Below are 20,274 nucleotides of genomic sequence, written 5' to 3'. Positions count from 1 at the left end.
GCAAACTACTTTGTGTTACAAAGTAGACATGGATGACAACAGGACGCCCGTCTCCGCCCTCGATGAGCCCCTGGGGGACCCGCGCGAGATGCTCGCGATGCTCGAAGAACAACAGCGGCGGGTGGCGGATTCACAGATTGCGCCCGTCGTCTGGCTGTACTTCATCTGGGGGGTCGCCTGGTTCGTTGGCTTCCTTGCCCTCTGGTCGGGCGATGTGGATGGCAACCCGTGGTTCACGATTCCCGCGGGCGTGGCCACGCCGCTGTTCATCGTGCTGCTGGTGATCTCGATCGTGTCCTCCGCCGTGATCGGCCTGCGCATCAACCGCGGCGTTCGCGGCATGTCCAGCTTCTCCGGCGCCGTCTACGGGCTGTCCTGGTCGGTCTGCGGCACCGCCTTCGGGCTGCTCGGCACCGCCCTGATCAGCCACGGCATGTCCACCGACCTCGCCAACCTGTTCTTCCCGTCCGGCTTCGCGCTGATGTGCGGCACCATTTATCTCGGTGGCGCCGCGCTCTGGCGGGACAAATCGCAGCTGGTCCTCGGTCTGGTCATGCTGGTCGTCGGTGCGGCGGCCCCCTTCGCCGGGTCGCCCGGCAACGACCTGGTCTTTGCGCTCGTCGGTGGTGGCGCCTTCCTCGTCACGGCCGCCGTCATGGCCGCGCGCCTGCGCCGGAACCGCTGATGGACGAACTCGACCCGGTGATCCACGCATCCGCCCGGCTGAAGATCACCGCCACCCTGGCGACCCTCGAGGTGGGCGACCAGATCGCCTTTCCCCGGCTGCAGGAGCTGCTCGGTATGACCGCCGGCAACCTGTCCACCCACCTGCGGAAGCTCGAGGACGCGGGCTATGTTGACGTCGTCAAGTCCCACCAGGGCCGCAGCCCGGTCACCTACCTGGCCCTGTCGCGCACCGGCCGGCGCGCGTTCGAAGACTACCGAGAAGCCCTGCGCGGGCTGTTAGGGGAATCCTCATGAGCGTTCTCGCCCGGCTCGATCACGTGACGCGGCGTTTCGGCGACGTGCTCGCCGTCGACGACGTGAGCCTGGACATCCACTCGGGCAGCATCCTGGGCCTGCTCGGGCCCAACGGCGCCGGCAAATCCACCGTGCTCACCATGCTGCAGGGGCTGCGAAGGCCCAGCAGCGGCACGGTGTCGTTGTTCGGTGGGTCACCGGGCGACTACCGGATGCGCCAGAAGCTCGGTGGCACCCCGCAGGAGACCGCGCTGCCGCCCACGCTGCGGGTGGGTGAGGTGATCGACTTCGTGGGCCGGCACTTCGAGACCCCGCTGTCCACCGCGGCCGTGGCCGAGGAGTTCGGGTTGGCGGAGCTGCTGAAACGGCAGACCGGCGCCCTGTCCGGCGGCCAGAAGCGCCGGCTCAGTGTGGCCCTCGCGTTTGTGGGGCAGCCGCGCCTGGTGCTGCTGGACGAACCGACCACGGGCCTGGACGTGGATGCCCGCCGCACCCTGTGGGACGCCGTGCGACGCCAGCACGATCGCGGCGCCACCGTGGTGGTGACCAGCCACTACCTCGAGGAGATCGAGGCGCTCGCCGAACGGGTGGTGGTGATGGGGCACGGCCGGGTGATCGCCGACGACACCGTGACCGCCGTGATCAACCAGGTCTCGCTGCGTCAGGTGCGCCTGGTCACCGACCAGCCAGACCGGGTCAACGGGCTGCCCGGAGTGGTGGGCCACGAGCAGGCCGACGACGGCGCGACCACCTTCTACGCGAGCGACAGCGACCGGCTGATCGTGGAACTCGTGCGCTCCGGCATTCCGTTCTCCGGCCTCACCGTTCGCGGCGCCACCCTCGAAGAGGCGTTCCTCACCCTCACCGGGGCGGCGGATGCCCCCACCGCCCAGAAGGAGATGAACCGATGAGCACCCACATCCCCGCTCCGGTCGGCGCCGCTCCCGGCACGCCCGGCCGCACCCCGGTTCTGGGCGGCCGTACGGGCATCCTTGCCCTCACGCTGCTGCACGCCCGGATCATCCTCGTCGAGACGTTCCGCATCCCGGCCGCCCTGATCGGGTCACTCGTGTTTCCCGGGCTGTCGCTGCTGTTCTTCGTGGTGCCGCAACGCGCCATCGCCGACAACCCGGAGTTCGCCACCCAGGCGGTGATCGCGCTGAGCGTGTTCGCCTTGATGTCGAACTCGCTCTTCAGCTTCGGCCTGAACATCTCGGCCAACCGGGAGCAACCGTGGGACCCGTACCTGCGCACCTTGCCGGTACCGGGCGTCTCCCGCGTGCTCGGGCAGATCTGCTCGACCGGGCTGATGGGCCTTGCGTCGATCCTGCCGGTGATCGCGATCGGCGCTCTGTTCACCGCGGCGGAGGCATCCATACTGGGCGTTCTCGCGGGGATCGTGGCGCTGGGCATCTCGGCGCTGCCGTTCATGTTCATCGGCATCTCGATCGGCTACTCGATGTCGTCCAAGGCCGCGATCGCCGTGGTGCAGATCGTGATGTTCGGCCTGGCGTTCGCGGGTGGGTTGTTCCTGCCGCCGTACCTCTTCGCGGACTGGCTCGACACCCTGTCGATGTTCCTGCCGTCGCGGCAGGCCCGGGAGTTCGTGATCTGGGCCGTGCAGGGCGGCGAGCTGGAGCCGTGGGTGTGGATCGGCATCCTGGTCTGGACCGCGGGCACCTTCGCCCTGGCCCTGCTGCTCTTCCGCCGCGACGAAGGCCGCCGCTACCACTGAGTCGCAACAGTCAGCCCCGGAGAGCGCGCTGATTACGCTCTCGGCGTGCGTGACGTGCGCGGGCGGTGGCGGTTCCCTAGGCTCAGTGGATGACGAATTCCGTACCCATCATCACCCTGAACGACGGCCACACCATCCCGCAGCTCGGCTTCGGGGTCTTCAAGGTCGATCCGACCGAGACCACCCGCATCGTCACCGACGCCCTCGAGGTGGGCTACCGGCACATCGACACCGCCGCCGTCTACGGCAACGAGGAGGGTGTCGGGCAGGCGCTGGCGTCGTCAGGCATCGACCGCTCGGAACTGTTCGTGACCACGAAGCTGTGGAACGACAAGCAGGGCACCCAGTCGGCGCTGGATGCGTTCGATGAGAGCCTGGAGAAGCTCGGCCTGGACTACGTCGACCTGTACCTCATCCACTGGCCGGCACCGGCGAACGACAAGTTCGTGGAGAGCTGGAAGACGCTCGCGAAGATCCGCGAGTCCGGCCGGGCCCGCTCCATCGGCGTCTCGAACTTCCTTGTGCCGCACCTGGAGCGACTGATCACCGAGACCGACGTCGTGCCGGCGGTCAACCAGATCGAGCTGCACCCCGCCTACCAGCAGACCGAGATCACGGCGTTCGCCCGCGAGCACGGCATCCACATCGAGGCCTGGGGCCCGCTCGGCCAGGGCAAGTACCCGTTGCTCGATGAGGGCGTGGTCACTACCGCGGCCGAGGCGCACGGCAAGACGCCCGCCCAGGTGATCATCCGCTGGCACCTGCAGACCGGCAACATCGTCTTCCCCAAGTCCAACCGCCGCGAGCGGATGGCAGAGAACTTCGACGTCTTCGACTTCGAACTCAGCCACACCGAGCTCGCCACCATCTCGGCGCTCGAGCGCGGCGGCCGCGTCAGCGCGCACCCCAACGAGGTCAACTAGCCTCACCGGGCTCCGCTGACGTGCCGCAAACGGCCCCTTCCGCTCGTCGGAGGGGGCCGTTTGCGGCATCTCAGCGGATGGCCGTGTGCCCACTTGCGAGAAAGTGCCCCTGTGCAGCGTCCGAAGGGACACTTTGCGGCAACTTGGCACGCACGCGTTGCTTCGCGGGCGGCGGATGCGCACCGGCTCGCGTCTTACGCCGTGTGTCAGCGCGGCTGGCGGCATCCGGCGGCGGCATTTAGCGTCGGAACATGTCGTACACCCTGAACGTCGTCGCCGTTTCCGGCAGCCTGCACGCTCCCTCGAAGACCACCGCCCTGGTGCGGGCGATCCTCGACGCGCTCGAACGCGAGCTCTCGATCCACGTGCACCTGATCGAGCTGAGCCGGGTCGGCCGCGAGTTCAGCGGGGCGCTTCGCCGGGACGAGCTCTCCGCCGCGGCCGAGGACGACCTGCGACGCATCGAGGGCGCCGACCTGCTCATCGTGGCGTCGCCGGTGTACCGGGCCTCCTTCACCGGACTCTTCAAGCACGTCTTCGACTTCGTCGAGCAGTACTCGCTCGTGGACAAGCCGGTGCTGCTGGCCGCGACCGGTGGCAGCGACCGGCACGCGCTGATCCTCGAGCACCAGTTCCGGCCGTTGTTCAGCTTCTTCCAGGCGCTCACCCTGCCGTTGGGGGTGTACGCCAAGGACTCCGACTTCACCGACTACCGGGTGACCAACGCCGAGCTCAACGAGCGCATCGATCAGGCGATTCACCGCGGGCTGCCGCTGGTGCGGGCCAGCCTGCCGGCCAACCTCTCGGCTGATTCGGCCGCCATCGTCTGGTGACGCTCCGGGCGGCCGCGGAATAGACCCGCGCGCAAACGCCTTACATTGGGACGTGCACGGATGCGACCCATCCGGGAGAGAAGTGTCCTGTGTCCCTGATCGATTGGCTCTTTGACGCCCAGCTGCAGATCGGCAGCCAGACCATTCTCTGGCGCGAGATCATCGGCAACGTCTTCGGCATCGCCAGCGCCGTCGGCGGGATGCGCCGCAAGATCTGGGCCTGGCCGGTGGGCATCGTCGGCAACGCCCTGCTGTTCACGGTGTTCCTCGGCGCCGTCTTCGGCACACCCAACCCGGTGAACCTACTCGGTCAAGCCGGCCGGCAGGTGATGTTCATCATCGTCTCGATCTACGGCTGGGTGCAGTGGTCGCGCAGCCGCTCGGTCGGCACCGTCGCCGTCGCCCCGCACTGGGCCGGCACCCGGGCGCGGGTGGGCCTGGGCATCGGCCTCGTCGCCGGCACGCTAGTGCTCACCCCGATCTTCCGGGCGCTGGGCTCGTTCGAACCAGTCTGGGCCGACGCCTGGATCTTCACCGGGTCGCTGCTGGCCACCTACGGCATGGCCCGCGGTTGGACGGAATTCTGGCTGATCTGGGTGGCCGTGGACATCGTCGGCGTGCCCCTGCTGATCAGCGCCGGTTACTACGCCTCCGCGATCCTTTACCTCTTTTATGGCGCATTCACCATCACCGGCTTCGTGATCTGGACCCGGGTGCAACGCCGCCGCGCGCTCGTGGAGCGGGCCCTGGCCTGATCCCACCCTGCAGCGCCCGCGAGAGCGGCCCTGTGGTTGCCTGGCTCGGCTGAGGTAGCCAGAACGTCGCTTTCGCGAGGTCGTCCATCCGCGAAAGCGGCCGTGTGGTTGCCTCGGCCGGGGCGAAGTGACCACATGGCCGCTTTCGCGAGGTCGTCCTTCGAGCGCATGCGGGTGCTCGGGCGCCGTGGGGACGGTCAGCCGGCGGGGCTGGGCGGGGCGGACGACCGGCGCCGGAGCTGCTTGGGCCGGCCGAGGGCCACCAGGCCCAGCACCGGCGCGATGAGCAGCTGCAGCGCCACGAGGGGACCGAACGAGGCGAACACCACGGTGAGCACTGCCGTCGCGGTGCCCAGGATCAACACGATCACCAAAAAGACGGTGCGTCCGGTGCGGGCGAAGGCGACGGATGCCAGTCCCAGCGGCACCAGCCGCAGCCACAGGTCCGCCTGGGACTGGGGCAGCGGCCCGCCGATGACCGAGATCGTGGCAGCCAGCGCGTACAGTGCCGTCCACACCCAGAACAGCCATGGACCGGCGGGCTGCACCGGCTGGTACGGCTCGTCGGCCGCCCAGCCCGGCGGCGTACCCGTGGCAGGTCCCCGGCCGGTCCCGGCCCACTCCCCGCCCGAGCCGAAACTCGAGCCGGAGCCCGCCCCTTCGCCGGTCGGCCGGGGTCCGGCGGATCCGGGGGAGCGGCGCATCCGCTCGGCCTCGACCTCACGCAGCACGGCCCGGGCCTGGGTGAACCTGTCGAACCGGGCGGCCGCCGCGGCCAACTCGGCGGGTGTTGCGGCGGTCAACCGGTCGGGATGCGAGCGCTGGGCCTGGTACCGGAACGCCCGCTCCACCTGCTCCAGCTCGGCATCGACCGCAACCTCGAGGAGTGCCGCCGCCTCGACGGGGGTCATCGTGCGTTCGGTCATGTCGCGCAGACGGTCACGGGACGGCGGCGGGTGCTCATAGGCCGATGGGCGGATGCCCGGTCAGCGGCGAGGCCGTTCGGGCGCGGGTACTGGTGGGTGACCGGTCGGAGCGCCGATCCGGCGGCGAAACGGGTCCTGGCCCCAGGACAGCCAGACGAAGGCGCCCAGGATCGGGAAGGCCAGGATGATCAGCACCCAGAGCGCGCATCCGGTGCCAGACATCGGGGTGCGAAAGAGCGAGCCGAAACCAGGAGAACGGCGACGGCGACCAGGGCAATCGTGCCAATGCCCAGCAGCAGCGCCCGCAGATCAATCGTGCCCCTTCGTCGCATCCAGTCTCACAGCAGCCCTCCGACTAGGCAACCCTCTCCACGTCCAGAAGTGCGGTGCCCGCCGGCGTTCGGATATCGCCGCGACCAGCCGGAACGGAGGTTGCCGGGTCACAATGGAGCCATGCCGAATCGCCTCGCCGACGCCATCAGCCCGTACCTGCGCTCGCACGCCGAGAACCCGGTCGACTGGCATCCGTGGGGTGCGGCCGCCTTCGCCGAGGCCCGCCGGCGCGACGTGCCGGTCCTGGTGTCGATCGGCTACGCCACCTGCCACTGGTGCCATGTGATGGCCCGCGAGAGCTTCAGCGATCCGGCGCTGGCCGCCTATCTCAACGAGCATTTCGTGAGCGTCAAGGTCGACCGGGAGGAGCATCCGGATGTCGATGCCAGCTACCTCGCCGCGGCCGGCGCGTTCACCCAGAACCTCGGCTGGCCGCTGAATGTGTTCGTCACCCCGGCCGGCCGGCCCTTCTTCGCCGGCACCTATTCGCCGCCCACGCCGATGCCGGGGCATCCGGCGTTCCGTGAGGTGCTCAACGCCGTCACGGATGCCTGGACCAACCGCCGGGACGCCGTCGAAGACAGTGCCGCGGGCCTGGCCGAGGCGCTCGCCCAGGCGGCGCCCGCGGCGGTGGGGGAGATGCCGGACCAGGCCAGAGTCGCCGACACCGTCGCCCGGCTGGCCACGGCGGAGGATCCCGTCTACGGCGGTTTCGGCGGTGCTCCCAAGTTTCCCGCCGCGCCGACCCTGGGCCTGCTGCTCGACCGGGCCGACGGCCGGGAGCTGGCGCTGCGCACCCTCAAGCGGATGGGTGCGTCGCCGCTCCGGGACCCCGTCGAGGGCGGTTTCTTCCGCTACGCCGTCAACCGCGATTGGAGCGACCCGCACTACGAACGGATGCTTTACGACAACGCGCAACTTCTCGAGCTGTACACCCGGGCGTGGATGCTCACCGGTGAACGCTGGGCCCGCATCGTGGCCGAGGGCCTCGTCGGGTTTCTCGGCGCGGTGCTTCAGCTACCCGATGGCGGTTTCGCCAGCGCCCAGGACTCGGAGAGCACCGTCGACGGGGTGCGGGTGGAGGGCGGCTACTACGCCCTCGACGAAGACGCCCGCCGCGGCCAGGCCCCGCCGGCCCTGGACGCCAAGGTGCTCACCGGCTGGAACGGCCTGGCGATCGGGGCCCTCGCACTGGCCGGGCACGCGTTCGCCGACGATGCCGCGCTGCACCTGGCCCGACGTGCGGCCGACAGGCTGCTCCAGGCGCACCGCCGCGCCGATGGCGCCCTGGTGCGGGCCTCCATCGACGGTCGCCTCTCGGCCGCGGTCGCGACACTGGAGGACTACGGCATGTTCGCCGGCGGCCTCCTCGAGCTCGCCACCGCCACCGGAGAGGTACGGTACGCGGTCGTGGCCGGGGAACTCATCGACCGGACCATGCCCGGCCACGGTTCGACGGCCGGCCGTGAACCCGGAATGACCTTCGCCGCCCCGGAGGGCGCCGATCCGGTGCTCACGGCGCAGGGACTCGACCTCGCCACCGACCCCTCCGAGGGCGCCTACCCATCCGGACTCACGGCCATCGCCAGCGCGGCCTGGCGGCTGCACCTGCTCACCGGCGCCGGCCGCTATCGCGACGCGGCCACGGCCGGGATGGTGCGGCTGGTCGGATCCGGCGACATCAACCCGCTCGCGTTCGGCGCCGCCCTCCGGCTGGTCAACGGGCTCACCACGCCGGTGGAGCAACTCGTCGTCGTCACCCCTGACGGAGCCTCGGAACGGCCCGTCACCGCCACGGCCGGTTCGGCACTGCTGGACGCGGCCCGGCGTCGCACCGGGGTCGTCGCCGTGGTCACCGAACGGCAGGGCGCCGCCTTCGCCGCCGCCGGTTTCGAGCTGTTCGCCGACCGCACCACCCGCGACGGCCTGCCCACCGCATACCTCTGCCACGACTTCGTCTGCCGCCTGCCCAGCACGGATGCCGCCGCGCTCGGCTGACCCGCCCCATCCGCCGCCCCCGCCCCATGCAACTGGTGCCCGTGCGGACAACTGCGCCCGGCGCACCGGGCACAGTTGTCCGGAACGGGAACAGTTGCCGGCCGGGCGAGCACACCGACGAGACCAGGCAGGCCGGTGCCGCCCTGGCCACCGCTTCCCGGATGATCACCCACGACGCGTTCGATCGCCGGCACCACGGCCTGACCACGCCGCCGCCGTCCGCGCCGGTCACGCCCCGGCCGCCCCGGCAACGTACACTAGAGCAACGTCACTCTTCCCAGCGGGCCCCTTGCCCGGCCTGGACCGGTGCGTGGATGCCCGGGAGACCCGGGCGCATACTCCGGGGCCTGGCGCATCGATGCCCGCCCTGAGCAGATCGCCCGTCGCTTTTCCCGCACAACCGCTTGGCACCCCGCAGTCAGCCCTGCATCCGTTACCGCTCCACGTATTTTTCTCCAAGGAGGACCATGGCACGCTTTGACCGCACCGATTCCACCCGACACTCTCACATCGCTGCCGGAACTGGCTTCTCTGAGGCCCCGGCGAACCCGGTCGATGAACCGGCTCCGGACACCGCGTCCATTCCCCTCCTCTCGCTGAGCAGCGAACCCGAGCTGGTGCTGCGCACCCTCGACGACCGCACCCGCCGTTTCGACCGCGAAGACGTTGTCGTGCGAAAGGGCGAGATCGCCCTGATCAACGGGCACTTCACTCCGCACGAGTCCAGGGTCAGCGACCTGCTCGCCCTGGCCGACGCCCTGGACACCGCCGGCATCGACTACCTGCTGGTGCGCGGCGACCACGACCGTCCGGTCATCGCCGTGAACCGCAAGCGTCGCAAGAAGATCAGCCGCGTCCTGGCCGAGGCCTTCGCGAACACGCCCTTCTACCTCAAGCCCCTCGACGGCGACCTCGCCCGCCCGGCTCTCGCCGCCGACGGCGCCCTCGCCGCCCTGGGCACCTCCGACGTCTTCAGGGTCTACCAGCCGCGCATCGAACCCATCGGCCGGCTCCGCTACGGTGCCGAGACCGCGTTCCAGCTCGAGCTGTGGCGGTTCGGCGAAGACGAGATCGTCGCTCCCGTCGAGAATGCCCTCATGCGCCGCCGGCTGCCCCGGTCCGAGGCCCGAGAGACCACCGTCGAGCTCTTCGGCCGCACCTGGCGCACCCTGCAGAACATGTTCGACGACCTCGTCAGCGACATCAGCTTCGACATCGACCTGGTCTTCTCCTGGGTTGACGGGTCCTCCAGCGACTTCCAGAAGGCCCGCGCCCTGCGCATGAACGGTTACGTCGCCGGCGCCGGCGACGATTCGGATGCCCGTTTCCGGCAGATCGATGAACTCAAGTACGCGTTGCGGAGTGTCTACATGTTCGCGCCGTGGGTGCGCCGCATCTTCATCGCCACCGACTCGCCCGCTCCCGAATGGCTGGTGGACCACCCGCGGGTGACCATCATGAACAGCGAGGACTTCTTCCCCGACGTCTCCGTTCTGCCCACCCACAACTCGCACGCCGTGGAGAGCCAGCTGCACCACATCCCGGGTATCGCCGAGCACTTCATCTACTCGAACGACGACATGTTCTTCGGCCGTCCGGTGGGACCTGAGCTGTTCTACTCACCCGGCGGAATCACCAAGTTCGTCGAGGCGGCGACCCGGATCGGCCTGGGCGACAACGACCCCAGCCGCAGCGGGTTCGAAAACGCCGCGCGGGTGAACCGGGCGCTGCTGCGCGAACGGTTCGGCAAGGTCACCACCCGGCACCTCGAGCACACCCCGGCACCGCTGCGCAAGAGCGTCATGGCCGAGCTCGAGGCCGAATTCCCCGAGGACTTCCGACGCACCATGGCCAGCCGGTTCCGCTCGGCCACCGACATCTCGGTCACCAACTCGCTGTACCACTACTACGCGCTGGCCACCGGCCGGGCCGTGGAGCAGACCCAGGTTCGGTCGCTGTACGTCGAAACGACGCTCAAGCTGGCGCTGCGCCAGATGAACAAGCTGCTCAAGCGCCGCGACCAGGACATGTTCTGCCTCAACGACGGCAGCTTTCCCGAGATCAGCGACGAGGTGCGCACCGAGGCCGTCACCGACTTCCTCGAGCGCTACTTCCCGATCGTGGCCCCGTGGGAACGCGAAAGCGTCATCGCGGCCAGCCAGCACGGCGAGGACACCCTCATCGAGAGTGCCCTGGGCCTGGGAAACGGCGACGTCAGCGCAGAACCTGGATCGGCCTGGTCATTGGCGGCTCCCGGTATGCGGGCAGACTCCCCGCAGGCATGATCTCGATGCCGGAGGCGGCCAGGCGACGGGCGCTTTCGGCGGCGTCGATGTAGTCCAGCGGCTCGAAGTCGCCCAGCGGCACCACCGAGTGCAGCACGGTGTCGGCGTAGACGTGCACGAGGTTGAACGCTCGCGCGCCGTCGCGGCCACGGGTGCCGCCGACGGGAACGTTGAGGTCCTGGGTGTAGCAGGTGGCCGACGCCACCGACACCGGGATGCCGGCGAACGTGGCGGTGGACGAGTAGTGCAGGTGCCCGGCCAGGATGCTGCGCACATCCGTGCCGCGCAGCACGTGAGCGAGGCTGGCCTGATCGCGCAGCTCCACCGCCACCGACAGGTCGAGCATGCTCGGCACCGGCGGGTGGTGCATGGCCAGGATGGTGCCGTCCGGCGCGGGGACGCTCAACTGCAGGCTGAGCCACTCGAGCTGATTCTCGGTGATCTCGCCGTAGTGGCTGCCGGGCACCGAGGTGTCCAGGGTGATGATGCGCAGCCCGCCGATGAAGTCGACGTGGTCGATCGGCGCCTGACTGGGTTCCTCACCGAGGAGCTCGGTACGGAAGTTCGCCCGATTGTCGTGGTTCCCCATCACCCAGATGACCCTGGCGCCGAGGCGCTCCGCGGCGGGTTCGACGATGCCGCGCAGCTGCGCGTAGGCGTGCGGCTCACCCTTGTCGGCGAGGTCCCCGGTGATGATGATCGCATCGGGTCTGCCGCCGGATGCCTCGACATCCGCGACCAACCGCTGCACGTGTGCGGCACTGTCCACGCTGCCGTAGAGACGATTGCCGTCTGCGAGCAGGTGCGTGTCGCTGAGGTGGAGAAGGAAATAATCCGGCCTGGGGTATTCGGCCGTTCGAACGCTCACGGAGCTTCCATTCGTTTGGTACTTAGGCACTTTACGGGGATTACGCTGCGGATGCTACAAGACCAGTCGATCAGAGAATCATGAACATAGCGTGTCCAACACGCGAAAAGACGGGACCCTGAGGATAAATCCTCAGGGTCCCGTCTCGTGACCTGTCTCAGGGATGCGTGAGCCCGGGCTCCGTGACCGGCAGCACCGCTACGGCGCCCTCGTCGTGCTCATACGGTTCGATGGTGTCGTGGTCCGCGGCCGCCGCCCGGCGCCGCTCCGACTCGAAGTCGCCCTCCAGGCCCGGATACCCACCGCGGTCGAGTGAGCGATCCGCGCCGCGCGTGGACCGTTCCCGCCTTGTCTGCCTACCGAACATATTTCGACGATACGCCGCAGAATCACCATGTCAAGAGGCAACCTGAGCGTGGCTCATCACCTGACGCACATGTGTTGTGCACCAGGCTTTCACGGTTCACCCATGCTGCCGTGGGAAGCTAGAGAGTGCCCTCGATCTCCCGCCTCACCCCCACCCGTTACATCGGCGCAGCGTTGCTCTGCGTCGTCGCGTTTGTGGCGTTGTACCTCTTTTTCGTGCGGGATGTCGCCGGGCAGGCCATCGATCAGCTGGCCTTCAACGGGGCCGAGGACGGCTCAACGGGCACCACGGTCACCCGGCAGCTGCTCGACCTGATCCCCTCGGTGATGGTCGCCATCGGAGCAATCGTGAGCCTGATCATCGCGACAGTGCGACGCGCCTGGTTCCCGCTCGTGGTCGCCGTGAGCGCCGCGATGGTGGCCGTCGTGACCACTCAGCTGCTCAAGAACGTGATCCTCACCCGCCCGGAGCTCGGTGTGGACGGCTACGTCCCCAACTCATTCCCCTCCGGGCATACAACGGTGGCGGCGGCATCCGCGTTGGTGGTGTTCCTCGTCGCCAGCCCGCACACGCGGTGGCTGGCCGGCACCATCGGGGCGGCATTCGCGGTCGCGGCCGGGGTATCCACGCTGGTGAGCCTGTGGCACCGGCCCAGCGACGTGATCGCGGCGCTGCTCGTCGTGGCGTTCTGGGGCTGCGTCGCCGGGGCCGTGCTCACCCGGTCCGGCGGCCGACAGCGCACCGCACGCACCCCCACCCCGGCCAGGGTGGGCCTGAAGCTGCAGACCGGGATCGCGGTGCTCGCCGGCATCGTCACCGCGGTGGCCGCGGGTATCGGCGCCACCGGGGCGTTCGGCATCTCGGATGCGCCGGTGGCCTATCTCGGCGCGGTCACCGCGATCGTCGCGGTCGGTTTTGTGCTGGCCATCACCGCCACCCGCCTCTTCGACCGCCTGCCGTAGCGGTCGCGGGCGGGAGCCCGCGGCCGGGAGCCCATCTGCCGCCGCATCCGCCGCGCGCCTCGCCCTGCAGGGGGATGTGCCTACGGCGCGGTGCGTGTAACACTGGGGCATGGCCGTCACGCTGAGAGCGCTCCAGACCGTTGTTCCGCCCACCGTCCTTGTGCAGGAGCAGGTCAGGGACATCTTCGCCGCCCAACCTGGCCTCAGCCGGCTGGCGCAGCGGTTGGTGACCGCATCCTTCAACCTGTCGGGGATCGACACCCGGCATACCGTGATCGAGGAACTCACCCTCGACTCGCAGGCGCCCGAGCCGCAGTTCTTCGACGCCACCACCCAGCGGCTGCTCGTGCCCGGCACCCGGGTGCGCAACGAGCTGTACATCGAGCAGGCCACGAAGCTGTTCGTGGAGGCCGGCCGGCGTGCGCTGGCCGCCTGCCCGGGGCTGGACGCCAGTGACATCACCCACGTCGTGACGGTCTCCTGCACGGGCTTCTATGCGCCGGGCCCTGACTACATGCTGGTGCGCGAGTTGGGCCTGGCGCCGTCCACCCAGCGCTACCACCTCGGATTCATGGGTTGCTACGCGGCCATGCCGGCGCTACGCACCGCGAAGCAGTTCGTGCTGGCCGATCCGTCCGCCGTGGTGCTCGTGGTCAGCGCCGAGCTGTGCTCGCTGCACCTGCGCACCTCCAACGACCCCGACACCATCGTGGCGTCGTCGCTGTTCTCGGATGGCGCGGCCGCCGGCATCGTGAGCAGCCGTGCGCCGGTCGCCGGCGAGACCGCCCTCAACCTGGACCACTTCGAGACCGTGATCACGCCCGTCGGCGAGGGCGACATGGCCTGGAAGATCGGCGACGAGGGCTTCGAGATGGTTTTGAGCTCGTACGTGCCGCACATCATCGACGAACACATCGAGTCGGCCCTGGCGCCGCTGTTCGGCCGGGACGAGTCGCTGACCCTGGCGCTGGCGGCGGGCGTGGTGGCCGAGGCCGACGCCGTGACCGTGCAGGCACAGGAGCAGCAATCGCAGTCGGTGGACGGCGGCGGTCGCCCCGGCCAGGTGCTCACGGCCGCGACCCCTGGTTCGGCTCTGAGCACCGCCATCGCGCACTGGGCGATCCACCCCGGCGGGCGCAGCATCCTCGATAAAACCGAGGCCAAACTCGGCCTCACCGAGGCGCAGCTGGTGCCGTCGCGGGAAACCCTGCGCACCAACGGCAACATGTCCAGCGCCACCATCCTCTTCGTCATGAAGGAGATCCTCGAGGGCGCGGCCACCGCCGACGGGGACCGGGTCTGCGCGATGGCGTTCGGGCCGGGTCTGACCGTGGAGTCAGGCCTGATGACAGTGCAGCGCGGCTGACCCGTGCTCCCGAGGCTCCGCGAACGGGCGGTCGACGCCGTCGAGATCATGGACGATCCGCACTGCGACGCCGAGACGCTGCGGCGCACCTACGCGAACTTCCGGTACGTCAACGCCGTCGTCTCCGGGCTTCGGCACACCTACCGCCGCGACATCCGACCGCGCCTGTCGGCCGGCACCGAGACCAGCCTGCTCGACATCGGCTCCGGCGGCGGCGATGTGGCCCGGTCGCTGGCCCGCTGGGCCGTGCGCGACGGGCTGCGCCTGAGCGTGACCGCGATCGACCCGGATGCCCGCGCGCACGCCTACGCGGCCGGCCGGCCGCCGTTGCCCGGGCTGGAGTTTCGCCGGGCGCTCAGCAGCGACCTCGTCGCAGCGGGAGAGCGGTTCGACATCGTGCTCTCCAACCACGTGCTGCACCACCTCAATGGCGTCGAGCTCGGCGCGTTGCTCGTGGACTCGGAACGGCTCGGCCGCGGCCTGGTCCTGCACGGCGACATCGAGCGCTCCCCGCTGGCCTACCTCGGCTTCGGGCTGGGCACGTGGCCGTTCTTTCGCCGCTCCTACATTCGCGCCGACGGCCTCACCTCGATCCGGCGCAGCTTCACCTGGCGCGAGCTGGCGGCCGTGGCGCCGCCGGGCTGGAGCGTGCACCGGGAGGTGCCGTACCGGCTGATGCTGCGTTGGCAGGCCCCCGCGGTGACCGAACCGCGGCGGGCCGTTTCGACTGATTCGGCCGCACCGGCAGCTGGAAGTCGGGCGCATGCGTGACGTGATCGTGGTCGGCGGCGGCCCGGTGGGCATCCTGCTGGCCTGTCTGCTGGCCGAGCGCGGCGTGGACGTGGAGGTGCTCGAACGGCGCACCGAGCCGTCGATGCTCGCGCGGGCCATCGGCATCCACCCGCCGTCGATGCGGGTCCTGCGCCAGGCCGGCGTGGCCGAGGAGGTGCTGGCCCGGGCAGTGCGCATCGAGACCGGCAGCGTGCAGAGCGGCGGCCGCACGCTGGGGCGGCTGTCGTTCGCGCAGACGACGGGGCGGTTCCCGTTTGTCGTGGCGCTGCCGCAGTACGAAACCGAAGCTGTGCTGCGGGCGCGATTCCGACAGCTGCGGCCGGACGGTCTGCGCTCCGGCGTGGCTGTGGGCATGCTGCACGATCGTGGCTACCACGTGGACCTGATCGCCGAGCCGGGTGCCGACGGGTCCGGGGATACCGGCGACAACGGGCTCGAGATCGTGGGGACGGCGCGGTACGTCGTGGTGGCCGACGGCGCCCGCGGACAGCTGCGCGATGCCGTCGGCATCGCCTCCCGGCCGCTCGGCGGCGGGGACACCTACCTGATGGCCGACTATCCGGACACCGGCGAACACGGCAGCGAGGCCGTTTTGTTCTTCGAACGAGGCGGCGTCGTCGAGTCGTTCCCGCTGCCGGGCGGCCGGCGCCGCTGGGTGGCGCTGACGCCGACCCTGATGGAGGATGCCTCGCTCGAGGACCTGACGGCCCTGGTCCTCGGTCGCACCGGGGTGCTGCTGCCGGCCTCCGACGCCGTGCCGAGCTCGTTCTCGGTGCGGCAGCGGCTGGCCGCCACGATGGTGCAGGGCCGGGTGCTGCTGGTGGGGGATGCGGCGCACGAGATCAGCCCGATCGGCGGGCAGGGTATGAACCTGGGGTGGCTCGACGCGGTGGCGTTGGCGCCTGCGCTCACGCACGCGCTCGCGCAGCCGATCGAGGCCCGGGTGACGCTCGCCGGCTACGACCGCCGCCGGCGGCGCAGCGCCCGCATTGCCGCCAGGCAGGCCGGCTTCAACATGGCGATGGGCCGTCCGGCACGCGGACTGCGGCTGCGGCTGCGCAACGTGATCGTGCGGGTCCTGGCGACACCGCCGTTGAACGGCCTGCTCACGCGGGCGTTCACGATGCGCTGGCTCTAGCCGGCTTCCTGGTCCAAGGATCACGTCCACGTCGTTGGTCGAGCTTGTCGAGACCTGGTGACCCGGTCCCTGGGTCGCGCCCACGGGTTGGTTGGGTCGCGTAGGCCGGGCCCGGCGTGCAGTTGAATAGAGGGGTGACTGCACCTCTGATCGACCTGCTCCGCGCCGACCTCGCCGCCGCCAACTTCTCGGTGACCGCCCTGACCGGGCTGTGGGGCATCGAAGCGGATGCCGCCCTGCGCCGCAATCAGCGGGTGCCGGCCCTGCGGGCGCTCACCAAGCTGCGCGCCACCCTCGCCGTGCCCGAACCCAACGTGGTGCTCGCCCAGATCTTCGTGCTCGGCCTACCCGTCCAACGGGCCGAGCTCGCGGCGGCCCTGCCGTCCCTCGGCGTGGACGGCGCCGAGCAGCTCGGCCTTGTCGCCGCCCGCCACGACGAGGCCGCCACGCAGCCCGGCCCCGTCGCCGACCTCGTCGCCCCGGCGGACCCGGCACTCGGCCCGGCACAGGTGGCGCCGCTGGTGGACCTGCGGCCGTACAGCTTCGTGGACGCGCACGGCGCCGGCAGCTGGTGGATCACCTCGGACCTGGGCGAACTGGCGCTGGGGCATCCGCTCGGCGAAGACCACGTGCTCGGCGTCGGCGGTGCGTCGCTCACCCTGAGTGCCCTGATGATCCCCACCGCGGTCGACAGCGCGCTGGACCTCGGCACCGGCTGCGGCATCCAGGCCCTGCACGCCGCCAGACACGCCACCCGGGTGGTGGCCACCGACATCTCCGAGCGCGCCCTCGAGCTCGCGGCACTCAACGCCCGGCTGAACGGCGTCGAGAACATCGAGTTCCGGCTCGGCAGCCTGTTCGACCCCGTCGCGGGGGAGCGGTTCGACCACATCATCTCCAACCCGCCGTTCGTCATCACCCCACGGGTGGAGGGTGTGCCCAGCTACGAGTACCGCGACGGCGGCATGGTCGGCGACGCCCTCGTGGAGGCCGTGGTGCGTGGCGCCGCCGACCACCTCACCCCCGGCGGGGTGGCCCAGCTGCTCGGCAACTGGGAGTATCACGACGACGACGCCTTCAACAGGCTCACCGGCTGGCTGGCGAGCCCGGCGGAGACCGCGCTGGACGCCTGGATCATCGAGCGCGAGGTGCAGCCGCCCACGGGCTACGCCGAAACCTGGATCCGCGACGGCGGCACCCGCCCGGACACCCCCGACTTCGACCGGCTCTACGGCGCCTGGCTCGACGACTTCGAGGCCCGCGGGGTGCGTCAGGTGGGCTTCGGCTACATGCTGCTGCGCCGCCCGACGGATGGCCGCCGCCGGGCCGCCGCACCGACCCGCCCCCGCCTGCTCCGGCTCGAACGCCTGCCGGAGGCCCTGGGGCACAACCCGGCCGGCATCGGCCACCACCTTGCCGAGTGCCTGGCCGCGCACGACTGGCAAACCGGGCTGGATGACGACGCGCTGTCCCGCAGCACGCTCACCGTGGCATCCGACGTCACCGAGGAACGGCACTTCTGGCCCGGCCAGGAGGATCCGACGCTGATGACCCTGCACCAGGGCGGCGGCTTCGGCCGATCGGTGCCGCTGGATACCGCCCAGGCCGCCCTGATCGGCGCCTGCGACGGCGAGCTTCCGGTGGGTGCGATCATCGACGCGATCGCCCAGCTGCTCGACGCCGACGCGGCCGCCTTGCGGGCCGAGCTGCTGCCCCGGGTGCGCGGCCTGCTCGACGACGGCTTCCTCGAGCCGCCCGCCGCCTAGCCACGGGCGCCCGCCGGACCCGCCCGCCCGACCCGCCAGCCCCACACCCAGCGGCGCTAACTGTTGCCGAGGCGGACATTTGCGCCCGGTGCGCCGGGACCATTTGTCCGGAACGGGAACAGTTGCTGCTGAGGGGCCCCACCCGGCGCGCCCCGACCGCGGCCGAACCGGGCGGCCACGGCCTGAGGTAGCGTGAGGGGTACCACTTCGAGGGGCCGAGAGGAGTGCGTCACCTGACGCGAACACAGCGATGCAACGTCGGACCTTCCTGATCAGCTCCCTTTCCGGGCTCTCCCTGCTCGCGCTCAGCGGATGCGTGCCGCCCAAGCCCACGCCGACGGGCTCGCCCACTCCCTCCGCCACGCCGGCGCCGTCCCTAGTGCCGCAACCCCAGGACATGCTGCGCAGCTCCTGGTCCGACGACCCGTTCGCCCGCGGCTCCTACAGCTTCGCGGCGGTCTCCTCAACGCCTCAGCAGCGCGAGGACCTGGCCGAACCCATCCTAGACAGGCTCTTCCTCGCCGGGGAGGCGCTCTCAGACACCGCCCCTGGCACCGTGCAGGGCGCCCGCGGCTCCGGCCAGCGCGCCGCCAGAGCCCTGGCGGACGTCGCCGAACCCGGCGAGCGGGTGGCCGTGATCGGCGCCGGAGCTGCCGGCGTCGCCGCCGCCCGGCTGCTCACCGACGCCGGTTTTACCGTGCTCGTGATCGAGGCCCGCGACAGGCTCGGCGGCCGCATCCACACCGTCACCAGTGACTCCTGGCCGATGCCCGTTGAACTCGGCCCGTCGTTCATCGTCGCCGGCAGCACCAACTCCCTCGACGAGGAGTTCACCGGCCTCGAGGTCTCGCACGCGCCCTTCACCCCGACCCCGGAGGCGCGCACCCCGGCCGGCATCGTCACCCCGGTCTCTCCGGTCGGAGCCGACGCCGTCACCGCGGCGCTGGCCTGGGCCGCCGCGCAGGCCGAAGACACCTCCCTGGCCAAGGCCCTCGTCGCCAACGGCTCCGCCACACTGTCCATGGCGGATGGCGAAGCCGGGGTCTCCGACGCCGACTGGCTGGACTACCAGCTCGCCACCTCCACCACCCTGGAGTCCGGTGCCCCGGCCGAGGAGATGTCCGGCTGGTATGCCCCCACCCCGGCGACGACCGCCGCGGACGACATCCGCATCGTGATCGGCGGCTACGGCGCGCTGCTCGACGAAGACGCGACCGACCTGGACGTGCTCTTCTCCAGCGTGGTGACCCGGGTGGCGTACACCGATACCTCCGTCAGCCTGCGCCTGGGCACCGGCGAGTCCCTCACCGTGGACCGCGCGATCGTGACCGTGCCGCTGGGCGTGCTCAAGAGCGATGTCATCGAATTCGACCCGCCCCTGCCGTTCGCGCACCGAGGCGCGATCGCCGCGCTCGGGATGGGCGCTCTCGACAAGATCTGGCTGCGCTTCGAGGAGCCGTTCTGGGACACCGACGCCGCCCTGTGGACCACCGTCGGAGACGACACCCTCGACTTCAGGGTCTGGGTGAACATGATGCCGATCACCAACGAGCCGATCCTGGTGGGTTTTGTCAGCGGCGAGCGGGCGTTGGGGCTCGCGAAGTCCGACAACACGGAGTTCACCGACGCCGCGTTGCGCAGCCTGGAACCGTTCGCGGTCGTCGCCACGGCCACCCCGGCGCCCTGACCGGCCCTTCTGTTTGGGGCTCCGGGCGGAGTGATTCGCCGTCGGAACATTAACGAGCAAAGCTCAGAGTTCCGGTGTAAGCTCCACGAAACGTCTAGTCGGTGAAGGGGCCGCCCATCTCAGGGACACCCCCACGGGGAGATCCAGTCGTTTCCCGACTGGACGTGCCGACGGAGTCCGGGTGGGTGCTTTTCGCCGTCGGTCATCGGGTGCGGTCGCGATCCTGGTGTCCCACCTGCACCGCGGCCAATGCCAATTCTGATTGACCGTGTGAAACATGTATATTCTGACAAGTCTTGATTCAGTGTCGCTGCTCGACTTCGACACCAACCTGCCCTGCGAGGGCAGCCACCACCACCGGAGCCTGAGCGGCCACGCCGCCGCCGAGCCCGGCGCTTACATGGTGATCTCCCCGTGCTGCGGTCCCAAGGTGATCCAGTGTTCGCCGCGGGTCTCGGCGATGCAGGCCTCCGGCGTGCTCTACTGCGGCACCTGCGAGTCCGAGCACCTCACCAGCCAGTACACCTTTCTCCCCGTCGAGCAGTAGCGGGTCGGGCGC

20 protein-coding genes are annotated in these 20,274 nt (G+C 70.0%); 16 read left to right on the top strand and 4 right to left on the bottom strand.

The window, feature by feature from the left end:
- Positions 1-28: 28 nt before the first annotated feature.
- From E3T22_RS03805 to pnuC, 7 genes are all read left to right on the top strand, one after another.
- On the top strand, positions 29-685 hold the full coding sequence (locus E3T22_RS03805) for a hypothetical protein (protein WP_134480374.1): 657 nt from the start codon (positions 29-31) through the stop codon (positions 683-685).
- Complete coding sequence (locus E3T22_RS03800; RefSeq protein WP_088456968.1) at positions 685-981, top strand: transcriptional regulator; 297 nt, start codon at positions 685-687, stop codon at positions 979-981. Before E3T22_RS03805 ends, E3T22_RS03800 begins: the two co-directional genes overlap by 1 nt.
- Positions 978-1,892 (top strand): ABC transporter ATP-binding protein, encoded by a 915-nt coding sequence (locus tag E3T22_RS03795; RefSeq protein ID WP_134480373.1) that lies wholly within the window; start codon positions 978-980, stop codon positions 1,890-1,892. The genes E3T22_RS03800 and E3T22_RS03795 overlap by 4 nt, the downstream gene beginning before the upstream one ends.
- Positions 1,889-2,716 carry an ABC transporter permease gene (locus E3T22_RS03790; protein WP_241983584.1) on the top strand — a complete coding sequence of 276 codons (828 nt, stop codon included), beginning with the start codon at positions 1,889-1,891 and terminating at the stop codon, positions 2,714-2,716. Before E3T22_RS03795 ends, E3T22_RS03790 begins: the two co-directional genes overlap by 4 nt.
- An 89-nt stretch (positions 2,717-2,805) precedes the next feature.
- On the top strand, positions 2,806-3,639 hold the full coding sequence (locus E3T22_RS03785) for an aldo/keto reductase (RefSeq protein WP_134409113.1): 834 nt from the start codon (positions 2,806-2,808) through the stop codon (positions 3,637-3,639).
- A 251-nt stretch (positions 3,640-3,890) separates the two neighbouring features.
- Positions 3,891-4,472 (top strand): FMN reductase, encoded by a 582-nt coding sequence (gene msuE / locus E3T22_RS03780; protein WP_088456965.1) that lies wholly within the window; start codon positions 3,891-3,893, stop codon positions 4,470-4,472.
- A gap of 89 nt (positions 4,473-4,561) precedes the next feature.
- The gene (pnuC, locus tag E3T22_RS03775; protein WP_088456964.1) at positions 4,562-5,227 is read left to right on the top strand and encodes a nicotinamide riboside transporter PnuC; all 666 of its coding nucleotides are present in this window, start codon (positions 4,562-4,564) and stop codon (positions 5,225-5,227) included.
- Between the two features lie 197 nt (positions 5,228-5,424).
- On the opposite strand, the gene E3T22_RS03770 is transcribed toward pnuC, so the two are convergent.
- Positions 5,425-6,153, bottom strand: coding sequence for a hypothetical protein (locus tag E3T22_RS03770; protein WP_134480372.1), 729 nt, complete (start codon positions 6,151-6,153; stop codon positions 5,425-5,427).
- Between the two features lie 60 nt (positions 6,154-6,213).
- On the bottom strand, positions 6,214-6,375 hold the full coding sequence (locus E3T22_RS03765; protein WP_088456962.1) for a PLDc N-terminal domain-containing protein: 162 nt from the start codon (positions 6,373-6,375) through the stop codon (positions 6,214-6,216).
- Positions 6,376-6,606: 231 nt separating this feature from the next.
- Between E3T22_RS03765 and E3T22_RS03760 the strand changes: the two genes are divergently transcribed.
- The gene (locus E3T22_RS03760) at positions 6,607-8,484 is read left to right on the top strand and encodes a thioredoxin domain-containing protein (RefSeq protein WP_134409108.1); all 1,878 of its coding nucleotides are present in this window, start codon (positions 6,607-6,609) and stop codon (positions 8,482-8,484) included.
- Between the two features lie 467 nt (positions 8,485-8,951).
- The gene (locus tag E3T22_RS03755) at positions 8,952-10,769 is read left to right on the top strand and encodes a stealth family protein (protein ID WP_088456960.1); all 1,818 of its coding nucleotides are present in this window, start codon (positions 8,952-8,954) and stop codon (positions 10,767-10,769) included.
- On the opposite strand, the gene E3T22_RS03750 is transcribed toward E3T22_RS03755, so the two are convergent.
- Together E3T22_RS03750 and E3T22_RS03745 are read right to left on the bottom strand one after the other, a co-directional pair.
- On the bottom strand, positions 10,699-11,637 hold the full coding sequence (locus E3T22_RS03750; protein WP_103478597.1) for a phosphodiesterase: 939 nt from the start codon (positions 11,635-11,637) through the stop codon (positions 10,699-10,701). The genes E3T22_RS03755 and E3T22_RS03750 overlap by 71 nt on opposite strands.
- Before the next feature lie 157 nt (positions 11,638-11,794).
- The gene (locus E3T22_RS03745) at positions 11,795-12,004 is read right to left on the bottom strand and encodes a hypothetical protein (RefSeq protein WP_088456958.1); all 210 of its coding nucleotides are present in this window, start codon (positions 12,002-12,004) and stop codon (positions 11,795-11,797) included.
- A 125-nt stretch (positions 12,005-12,129) separates the two neighbouring features.
- On the opposite strand from E3T22_RS03745, the gene E3T22_RS03740 reads away from it, so the two are divergent.
- The 7 genes from E3T22_RS03740 (at position 12,130) to E3T22_RS03710 (ending at position 20,262) form a co-directional block, all read left to right on the top strand.
- The gene (locus E3T22_RS03740; RefSeq protein WP_134409106.1) at positions 12,130-12,966 is read left to right on the top strand and encodes a phosphatase PAP2 family protein; all 837 of its coding nucleotides are present in this window, start codon (positions 12,130-12,132) and stop codon (positions 12,964-12,966) included.
- 109 nt (positions 12,967-13,075) lie between these two features.
- The gene (locus E3T22_RS03735) at positions 13,076-14,332 is read left to right on the top strand and encodes a type III polyketide synthase (protein WP_134480371.1); all 1,257 of its coding nucleotides are present in this window, start codon (positions 13,076-13,078) and stop codon (positions 14,330-14,332) included.
- Positions 14,333-14,335: 3 nt separating this feature from the next.
- Entirely contained in the window at positions 14,336-15,103 is a 768-nt protein-coding gene (locus E3T22_RS03730) for a class I SAM-dependent methyltransferase (RefSeq protein ID WP_241980242.1), read from the top strand.
- Positions 15,096-16,262 carry an NAD(P)/FAD-dependent oxidoreductase gene (locus tag E3T22_RS03725; protein WP_134409105.1) on the top strand — a complete coding sequence of 389 codons (1,167 nt, stop codon included), beginning with the start codon at positions 15,096-15,098 and terminating at the stop codon, positions 16,260-16,262. Before E3T22_RS03730 ends, E3T22_RS03725 begins: the two co-directional genes overlap by 8 nt.
- A 134-nt stretch (positions 16,263-16,396) precedes the next feature.
- Positions 16,397-18,028: a methyltransferase gene (locus E3T22_RS03720; RefSeq protein ID WP_241983583.1), complete on the top strand. Its 1,632-nt coding sequence runs from the start codon at positions 16,397-16,399 to the stop codon at positions 18,026-18,028.
- A gap of 250 nt (positions 18,029-18,278) precedes the next feature.
- Complete coding sequence (locus E3T22_RS03715; protein ID WP_088456954.1) at positions 18,279-19,715, top strand: NAD(P)/FAD-dependent oxidoreductase; 1,437 nt, start codon at positions 18,279-18,281, stop codon at positions 19,713-19,715.
- Positions 19,716-19,992: 277 nt separating this feature from the next.
- Positions 19,993-20,262, top strand: coding sequence for a hypothetical protein (locus E3T22_RS03710; protein WP_104162633.1), 270 nt, complete (start codon positions 19,993-19,995; stop codon positions 20,260-20,262).
- Positions 20,263-20,274 lie beyond the last annotated feature (12 nt).

The sequence above is a fragment of the Cryobacterium sp. TMB3-10 genome (assembly GCF_004402305.1).
Taxonomy (GTDB): domain Bacteria; phylum Actinomycetota; class Actinomycetes; order Actinomycetales; family Microbacteriaceae; genus Cryobacterium; species Cryobacterium zongtaii.
The sequence above is the reverse complement of the archived record's forward strand: the minus strand, read 5'-3'. Positions and strand labels throughout refer to the sequence as shown.

Excerpts from the sequence above, each read along its gene's own strand:
- E3T22_RS03805 (WP_134480374.1), top strand. The coding sequence starts at position 29 with ATGGATGACAACAGGACGCCCGTCTCCGCCCTCGATGAGCCCCTGGGG.
- E3T22_RS03800 (WP_088456968.1), top strand. The coding sequence starts at position 685 with ATGGACGAACTCGACCCGGTGATCCACGCATCCGCCCGGCTGAAGATC.
- E3T22_RS03795 (WP_134480373.1), top strand. The coding sequence starts at position 978 with ATGAGCGTTCTCGCCCGGCTCGATCACGTGACGCGGCGTTTCGGCGAC.
- E3T22_RS03790 (WP_241983584.1), top strand. The coding sequence starts at position 1,889 with ATGAGCACCCACATCCCCGCTCCGGTCGGCGCCGCTCCCGGCACGCCC.
- E3T22_RS03785 (WP_134409113.1), top strand. The coding sequence starts at position 2,806 with ATGACGAATTCCGTACCCATCATCACCCTGAACGACGGCCACACCATC.
- msuE (WP_088456965.1), top strand. The coding sequence starts at position 3,891 with ATGTCGTACACCCTGAACGTCGTCGCCGTTTCCGGCAGCCTGCACGCT.
- E3T22_RS03770 (WP_134480372.1), bottom strand. The coding sequence starts at position 6,153 with ATGACCGAACGCACGATGACCCCCGTCGAGGCGGCGGCACTCCTCGAG.
- E3T22_RS03765 (WP_088456962.1), bottom strand. The coding sequence starts at position 6,375 with ATGTCTGGCACCGGATGCGCGCTCTGGGTGCTGATCATCCTGGCCTTC.
- E3T22_RS03760 (WP_134409108.1), top strand. The coding sequence starts at position 6,607 with ATGCCGAATCGCCTCGCCGACGCCATCAGCCCGTACCTGCGCTCGCAC.
- E3T22_RS03755 (WP_088456960.1), top strand. The coding sequence starts at position 8,952 with ATGGCACGCTTTGACCGCACCGATTCCACCCGACACTCTCACATCGCT.
- E3T22_RS03745 (WP_088456958.1), bottom strand. The coding sequence starts at position 12,004 with ATGTTCGGTAGGCAGACAAGGCGGGAACGGTCCACGCGCGGCGCGGAT.
- E3T22_RS03735 (WP_134480371.1), top strand. The coding sequence starts at position 13,076 with ATGGCCGTCACGCTGAGAGCGCTCCAGACCGTTGTTCCGCCCACCGTC.
- E3T22_RS03725 (WP_134409105.1), top strand. The coding sequence starts at position 15,096 with ATGCGTGACGTGATCGTGGTCGGCGGCGGCCCGGTGGGCATCCTGCTG.
- E3T22_RS03715 (WP_088456954.1), top strand. The coding sequence starts at position 18,279 with ATGCAACGTCGGACCTTCCTGATCAGCTCCCTTTCCGGGCTCTCCCTG.
- E3T22_RS03710 (WP_104162633.1), top strand. The coding sequence starts at position 19,993 with ATGTATATTCTGACAAGTCTTGATTCAGTGTCGCTGCTCGACTTCGAC.